A 7629-nucleotide genomic window follows, 5' to 3' on the forward strand; every position below is an offset into this window, starting at 1 on the left:
GTTTAGGGGAAGGTTGAAAATACTGGAATATGTTCAACTATTCCCTAAACGTAAATTTTAAGGATAGTTACTTTATCACTTATATTTTTCTATAAATTCAAATAGAGCTTGGCTAATAATGTCCTGTACCTTGTATTTTTTATTAGCTTCACAGAAGGCTACAAACTCCTTTTGAATTTCCTCATAGATTTTATAACTTCTAGTGACTGTATCACCTTTAAAATTATTTATTTTTAATTCATCCGCCACAACTACTTTTGAACTACTTTGTGATTTGTACCAACTATAAACCTCATTTAATTTAATATTCATATCGTTAAAATTAGATAGAACATTATCAAAATTAATATTTGTGGTATCCGTCAATACCACATTATTGCTAATGTCGCCTGCAACTACTTTTGAACTACTTTCTAATTCGACGACTTCGATAATGGATATATAAAGTTTTTGTTTTGGGTCAAATTCATAGCCAAATTTTTTAAATCTATCTCTTATAGTTGTACGACCAATACTAATATTTTTGCAAATATTAGTAAGAGTGTTGTTACTTAGAAGCTGATTATTAATATATTCTATTTGTTGCTTTATAGATAAATTATCAAATGTTTGTCTATCCATACATAAACCTCCACAATAAAATAACTACTAAAGCAGTATTCTAGTAGTTATAAAAAGAACCTCTAATAAAATTATTTATTGTTTTTATATTTTTTAAATAAATCTTCTAAAGCTTCATCAATCAATTTAGATATAGGTATTCTCGTTTGCTCTGATAAGTTTTTTAGTTTCTCAAATAATTCTATTTTTGTTGATGTTGAAAAACGTGCTCTATTTTTTAACATGTTTGCCTCCTATATTGTATTTAAATATATTATATATATACCCATAACATTACTGCAAGTAACATATTTAGCTTGCAAGTAACTGAACCTTATGCTATTTTGTAAATATAACCAATGATTTATTGTTAGGAGTGATTGATTGAGAATGGAAAAAGTAAAATGTAATGAATTTAAAAAAATTGAAGAAAAATTATATAATTATAACAGACTAAAAGCTGAAATAAATTATTTGAATTTAGAAATAAAAAGTATAGAAAACTTATACATAGGTTGTAAGGGAATAGAATATAGGGAAAAAACAGGTACTAGTTACAATATAAATTCAAGTGTAGAAAATGAGATTTTTATGAAAGAAAAAAATATTGAACAAATAACAAGAAAAATACGAGGAAAAGAAATCTTAATTGAAAAAATTGATAATGCTATATTACTTTTAAATGAGGATGAAATGGAATTAGTTAAATATAGATATTTTAAAAATAATACATGGAATTATGTAGCTAATAGGATAGGCTTTTCAGTGATAGGATGTAAGCAAATGCGAGTAAGTATTTTAAATAAAATAAAAGATTTATTAAATTAATATTTTATTAATGATATAATATTAATTAACAAAAAATAGAAAAAGAATGAGTCTTTGTTTGACGGCAACCACTCATTCTTTCAACAATAAAACAATAGAGTCAATTAAGACTACTAAAGTCTAATTAACATATCGGATAAATATATCCTTTTAATATATTAATTATACGAGATTTACAAAAGAATGTAAATACATAGCTTATTATAACTTGATTGACTCCTAAGAAATAAGGGGGAAAATATGACTTGTTCAAATGCAAAGAATATATTGTTAAATGATATAAATAACTTAGAAGTAATACATAGTAAGTCAAAAGGATACATAACATTAGCAAGTAAAAAAGAGCAAAAATTCACTCAATGGCACTATAAAATAAATGAATTAGAAGAGAGATATTCGGAACTTATAGACAACAAGGTAAATGTTTATATAAGTCACAATACCTTTTATAAGCCACAGAGAAGAATTGAAAATATAAAAGAATTAAATGCGATATTTATAGATATAGATTGTTACAATACAAATTATACAAAAGAAGCAGTCAGATTTTTTATAGAAAAAGATTTAAATGGCATAATACCAAACCCAACTATGCTAGTCGATAGTGGAAGGGGACTATATTATGTATTAAAACTTGAACCAGTACCAAGTAAAGCCTTGCCACTTTGGTATGCAATACAAAGATATATATATAATCAATTAAAAGAATTTGGAGCAGATGCGAAAGCCTTAGACCCTACACGTGTGTTACGAGCCACAGGAACAATTAACTCCAAGACACAAACAGAAGTTAAGATAATTGATTATGATGGATATACATATACTTTGAAAGAGATACAAGAAAATTATTTACCAGAGCTAAAGGAAAAGAAGCAGAAAAGTAAAGGTAGACCTAAAAAAGTCGTTAGCTTATTTAATGACTATAGTTTATATCATGCAAGACTTAACGACTTGATAAAAATATGTGAGTTAAGAGATTACGATATGGAAGGGTGCAGAGAAGTAACTTTATTTTTATATAGATATTTTACTTGTTGCTTCATGGAAGATGAGGGACAAGCTTTAGAATGTACCTTAGAGCTAAATAAACAGTTTGTAAAGCCACTAGGAGATAATGAGGTAATAAAGCATACAAAGAGTGCAGAAACGGCGTACAAAGGCAAAAAATATAAATTTAAGAATAGTACATTAATAGATTTATTGGGAATAACAGAAGAAGAGCAAAAATATCTTAAATCAATAATAGGTAAAAATGAAAAATACATAAGAAATAATATGAGAAGGCAAGAAAATAGAAGAAATGAAAATGGATTAACAAAAAAACAACAGGAGCTTTTAGATTTAAAAAATGAGCTATTAAAACTTAAAGAAAAAGGGTTAAGTAATAGAAGTATAGCAAAACAATTAAATATAAGTGAATCTAAGGTAAGAACAACGTTAAAAAAATAGGTGCGTTAAAAAATGGCTCTTTGTATTAAGGGGGACGAAGTCCTGTTCCCTATTTAGGGTACAAATTTGTGTTTCTAGGACATACGAATTAATCTATGAAGGCAAGAAAACAGAAGAAATGAGAACGGGTTAACAAGTAGAGAGCAAGATAGAATAAATGAGATACAAGTAGAAAAATCGTTAGGATTAAGTCAAAGTAAAGTTGCAAAAAAATTAAATCTAAGTATATCAACTGTAAAAAGATACTGGAATTTTTAACTGGTATCACGAAATGTCGCTTTGTATTAAGGGGGACGAAGTCCTGTTCCCTATTTAGGGTACGAATTTGTGTTTCTAGGACATACGAAATAATCTGAGAAGGCAAGAAAATAGAAGAAATGAGAACGGGTTAACAAGTAGAGAACAGGAAAAGCAAGATAAAATAAATTTGATAAAGCAATTAAAAGATAATGGATTAAATAATAATCAGATAGCAAAGGAGTTAAAAATCAATCGAAGTACAGTGACTAAATACCTAAAATTATAATGTTGCCTGAAATGGGTCTTTGTATTAAGGGGGACGAAGTCCTGTTCCTTATTTATTGAAAGGAGGTGTTTTTATGACTCTATTTGATGAAGTAGCTTTTTATACTACTATTGATTTTAGTGTGGGGGAGATTGATTTTTTAATTCCCTATATTGATTTTAAATTATCAGAAGTAGAAAACCTTGTAAAAGATTTAACTATGCAGAAAGAAGGACCTTGTCCTTTGACTAGTGAGCAAGAGTTTTTACTTAAGTATTCTAGCAATCAATTTGAAATGATAAAGGCTTTAAGAAAGAAATTTGATGTTGAAGGTTATGCAAGGTAAAAATAGCATAATCAAAAATAGAAGGATTAAACTAACATAAAAAACATATTTACAAAAGTTATGTAACGATTTGTAAATTATTACAGATGCAAATAAAAGTATGAAGGATACATAATAAGTTAATGTATCCTTCGTATTTTTTTGTATAAATATATTGCACTCGTATATATTGATATGACAAGTGTATAAAGTGTTTTATGTATCAATAAATGAAGAATACAGAATGTATAATATGTATTGTTAGAGCATTATTTTAATAATATTAAATTAATGTGTAAGTATGATGATATGTTGAAATTTAGAAGGATTAATTTATGAATATAATAAGAGCTAGAAACTATATTGAATTAGAAATAATACTCCCCCCTAAAAAGTAGTTATTCAGCCAGTTTAAAATACCGATGACCAACCTCCAAATAACATATAGGTCATTTTAACATACCCCCCACCCCTCAACTAACCAAGGTTTATATTCTTGTAACTATTGTAATCTAGGTGTTGTATCAAGATGTGAAGGTAAAACAACCAGCTAGTCAGCCAGAGATAAATTGTAGCTTTTTATTGTGGTCTATTTGTGGCACATGGGTGATCTAAATATGGTAATTTGGTGTTTTTTATGACCCCACAATTTTGCTAGGCTTTGCTTAGTTCCCCATGTATTTTGGGGTCAAAAACTCCTTATGCTCTTTGATGAGGTAAGCTAAGGTTTGTAGTTTTTTAATTAAATCCAAAAACTATACGAAAATTATACTTTTACTATACTTTTTATATACGAATCATATACCATTTACTTACAAAATTAGTATATAATTAATACAAGGTATACTTGTACCTATGAAAGCCTATAAATTTTATTTATGGGCTTTTTTTATTAAAAAAATATATTGAAGGGGGTTTATTGAATTGTGAAAGAAAAAATATTTAGTAATACAGATAATTTAAATGAGTTTTTGAAAATTAAAAATTCTACTGAAACAAGTGCAGATTTATATTTTTATGGTGATATAGTTTGTGATGAGTATAGTGTTTTGACTGATGAAGACCAATACCCTATGTCTATAAAAAATTTTCTAGCAAATGAACAGGACAAAGATTTAAATATTTATATTAATTCTGGTGGTGGAAGTGTATTTGCAGGTATGGCAATATACAACATGTTAAAAAGACATAAAGGGTATAAGACCATCTATATTGATGGGGTAGTAGCAAGTATTGCAAGTATAATAGCACTCGTAGGTGATAAAGTTATAATTCCATCTAATGCCTATTTTATGATACATAAGCCTTGGATAGGTTTGTGTGGTGCTTATAATTCAATTGACTTAATAAAAGTATCAGAAGATTTAGGTAGGATTGAGGAAGGTATGCTCAATGTCTATAAGGAGAATTTAAAACCAGGAATTGATATTGAAGAAATAAAAGAAATGCTAAAAAAAGAAACTTGGATGACAGGAAATGAAGCATCAAATTATTTTGAACTTGAAGTAGATGAAAAGGCAGCAATATTGGCTTGTACTAGTGATTACTTTGGTAAATATAATAAAACGCCAAGAACACTAAAAAACGAAGAAAATAAAATAAATACTAAAAAAAGAGTCCAATTAAAGTTGGACTTATTTAAATTGGGAGGAAAAATAAATGACTAAAGAAGAATATTACGAAGAAAGACAAAAATTAATAGACCAAGCACAAAAGTTACTTGATGATGAAAAAATGGAAGAAGCTGAAGAAGTTACTAATAAAATACAAAATTTAGATAGTTTATATAATGCAGAAGTAAAGGCTCGAGCTAATTTAAGAGCATTAGAGGATGATAATAAAATACCATCAGAAATAGCAAATATGATGTTTAATAACGGAAGTATAAGTTTTTCAAATGGGGAAACATCATATAGCGTCACATCACAACCAGTAGAAAGAAATAACATGTATTCTTATAGGACTAGAGAAGGTGCTGAAATTAAAGCTTTGAGTAAAAAAGATAGCTTTGAAAGAGCTTTAAATATAAATAATTCTCAGAGTCTAAGCTTAGGAAAATATATAAAAGGTATGCACATAGGTGACTGGAAGGATGCTAATATCGAAATGGAAGCTTATAAGGCTTTGAATACTAGCACAGGTTCAACACTTATACCAAGTGAATTATCAGCAAAAATAATTGACTTGGCTAGAGAAAAAATAGCTTTATCTAATGTTAGTATCATACCAATGGAAACAAACAATTTAACCTTGGCAAAAGTTAAAAATGACCCTTCATTTAGTTTTAAAAAAGAGCTTGAAGTTGCAACTCAATCAAATATGGAATTTGAAGGTATTAACTTGAAAACTAAAACAGTATATGGGTATATAAAAATCTCACTTGAGTTATTAGAAAGTGCTAGTAATATAGATTCGGTTATATCAAATGCTATAGCTGAATCAATTGCAAGGGCAATAGATAATGCTGGACTTTATGGAAATGGAGAAAATGAACCAAAAGGGATATTGACATATACAGGAATAAATAAAGTGAGTGAGAATTTAATATCTACATCAAAATATAATGGGCTAGTAAAAGGAATTGGTCTTATAAAAAAGGCTAATGGAGAAGCTACTGATATATTATATAATTCTAATACTGAAACAGATTTAAATTTATTAGTTGATACAACAGGACAACCCTTAAATGAACCTAAAGTAGTAGAACAAATTGAAAAGTTAACTTCAAATCAAATAAAAGATAATCAAGTGATAGTGTTTGATAAGGGTTCTATACTGATGGGAGTTCAAAACAGTATAAGAATAGAAACATCAAGAGAACTTGGTTTTACAGATGGTTCGGTATATTTTAGAGTTTATGGTTTTATAGATTTTGCAGTAGTAAATGAGAAAAATATAACACTAATTGAATATACAGGAGCAACACAAGAAGCTTAGTAAAAAAGCCTTCTAATTTAGTTTAGAGGGCTTTAAAAAGTGAAACGGATATTGAATATTTTTATTTATTTATTTATTTGAATGTCTAAAAATTTGGTGTAGTAACATTCGAGGGGTCAAATTCAGTGCATATAAAGTAGGAAAAATTTAAATTGAATGTCTGATTACCTAAGAAAATAGAGGATTTAATAGTGTTAAAATTGTGAAAGCCTGACCCTTTTTTTTATATCGGGTTATAATATTCGTTAATATTTAGGAGGAAATTATCATGTATTTCAAAGAGCAAAATATGGACAATGAATATACGAAAAAACTTAATGAAATACAGAAATTAAAAAAAAGCTCATTAGAGGACTATATCAGTTTTGTTGATTTTGTTATGAAATGGTATAAGGTTGATACTACTCCTCCCCCCATAAAAAGGGTATAGGGGGGTGATTTCAAATACCGATGTCCCCACATCAATTTTCCTCCGAATGAAAAAATGAAAAGGGAGGGGGGGTTATTTAAAGTAATTTATGAACATTAAAAAATAATAGGAGCTATTAAGATGAATATACAAATTTATGAAAGTCTATGTGGAAATTATATATTTAAAAAGGTTAGTGGGAGTTTTATTATAGATATATTTGATAAAAATGGAATACATATAGGAGCTTTTGGGATGCCCAGTATTAAAACAAATATAATTTATGGAGAAAGGGGAAAATTCATAAGTGCATGTGATGCTTGGTTGGCGAATTTAAAGTAAAAATAATAAAAACTAGAAATAAGCAAAGTTTATAAGTATGTTAGGTGTTTAATGGTTAATAAAATAAAAAACACTAAAACTTTATATTTTAAAGTTTCAAAATAAAAGTTTAGGGGAAGGTTGAAAATACTGGAATATGTTCAACTATTCCCTAAACGTAAATTTTAAGGATAGTTACTTTATCACTTATATTTTTCTATAAATTCAAATAGAGCTTGGCTAATAATGTCCTGT

The 7629-nt window shown here is 27.8% G+C and carries 10 protein-coding genes and 1 pseudogene; 9 read left to right on the forward strand and 2 right to left on the reverse strand.

The genetic code is table 11. The features are described from left to right. Positions 1 to 75 precede the first annotated feature (75 nt). Complete coding sequence (locus IC219_RS20935) at positions 76 to 621, reverse strand: hypothetical protein (RefSeq protein WP_227832004.1); 546 nt, start codon at positions 619 to 621, stop codon at positions 76 to 78. 71 nt (positions 622 to 692) lie between these two features. Continuing rightward, positions 693 to 845: a ribbon-helix-helix domain-containing protein gene (locus IC219_RS20940; RefSeq protein ID WP_074183964.1), complete on the reverse strand. Its 153-nt coding sequence runs from the start codon at positions 843 to 845 to the stop codon at positions 693 to 695. A gap of 145 nt (positions 846 to 990) precedes the next feature. Between IC219_RS20940 and IC219_RS20945 the strand changes: the two genes are divergently transcribed. The 9 genes and pseudogenes from IC219_RS20945 (at position 991) to IC219_RS20985 (ending at position 7395) form a co-directional block, all read left to right on the forward strand. Then, positions 991 to 1428 (forward strand): transcriptional regulator, encoded by a 438-nt coding sequence (locus tag IC219_RS20945; RefSeq protein WP_227832003.1) that lies wholly within the window; start codon positions 991 to 993, stop codon positions 1426 to 1428. Between the two features lie 240 nt (positions 1429 to 1668). Then, positions 1669 to 2877 (forward strand): DNA-binding response regulator, encoded by a 1209-nt coding sequence (locus tag IC219_RS20950; protein WP_227832002.1) that lies wholly within the window; start codon positions 1669 to 1671, stop codon positions 2875 to 2877. A gap of 138 nt (positions 2878 to 3015) precedes the next feature. Next, positions 3016 to 3135: pseudogene (locus IC219_RS20955) on the forward strand (hypothetical protein); the annotation flags it as partial. A gap of 163 nt (positions 3136 to 3298) precedes the next feature. Beyond that, positions 3299 to 3403 (forward strand): helix-turn-helix domain-containing protein, encoded by a 105-nt coding sequence (locus IC219_RS22110; RefSeq protein WP_227853489.1) that lies wholly within the window; start codon positions 3299 to 3301, stop codon positions 3401 to 3403. A 73-nt stretch (positions 3404 to 3476) separates the two neighbouring features. Further along, a complete protein-coding gene (locus IC219_RS20965; RefSeq protein WP_227832001.1) occupies positions 3477 to 3728 on the forward strand; it encodes a hypothetical protein in 252 nt (83 codons plus the stop codon). A 905-nt stretch (positions 3729 to 4633) separates the two neighbouring features. After that, complete coding sequence (locus IC219_RS20970) at positions 4634 to 5374, forward strand: head maturation protease, ClpP-related (protein ID WP_227832008.1); 741 nt, start codon at positions 4634 to 4636, stop codon at positions 5372 to 5374. Then, complete coding sequence (locus tag IC219_RS20975; RefSeq protein ID WP_227832007.1) at positions 5367 to 6644, forward strand: phage major capsid protein; 1278 nt, start codon at positions 5367 to 5369, stop codon at positions 6642 to 6644. Before IC219_RS20970 ends, IC219_RS20975 begins: the two co-directional genes overlap by 8 nt. Positions 6645 to 6912: 268 nt before the next feature. Continuing rightward, entirely contained in the window at positions 6913 to 7074 is a 162-nt protein-coding gene (locus tag IC219_RS20980) for a hypothetical protein (RefSeq protein ID WP_227832006.1), read from the forward strand. Positions 7075 to 7194: 120 nt separating this feature from the next. After that, the gene (locus tag IC219_RS20985; RefSeq protein WP_227832005.1) at positions 7195 to 7395 is read left to right on the forward strand and encodes a hypothetical protein; all 201 of its coding nucleotides are present in this window, start codon (positions 7195 to 7197) and stop codon (positions 7393 to 7395) included. Positions 7396 to 7629: the final 234 nt, after the last annotated feature.

The sequence above is a fragment of the Clostridioides sp. ES-W-0018-02 genome (assembly GCF_020658175.1).
Lineage (GTDB): Bacteria > Bacillota > Clostridia > Peptostreptococcales > Peptostreptococcaceae > Clostridioides.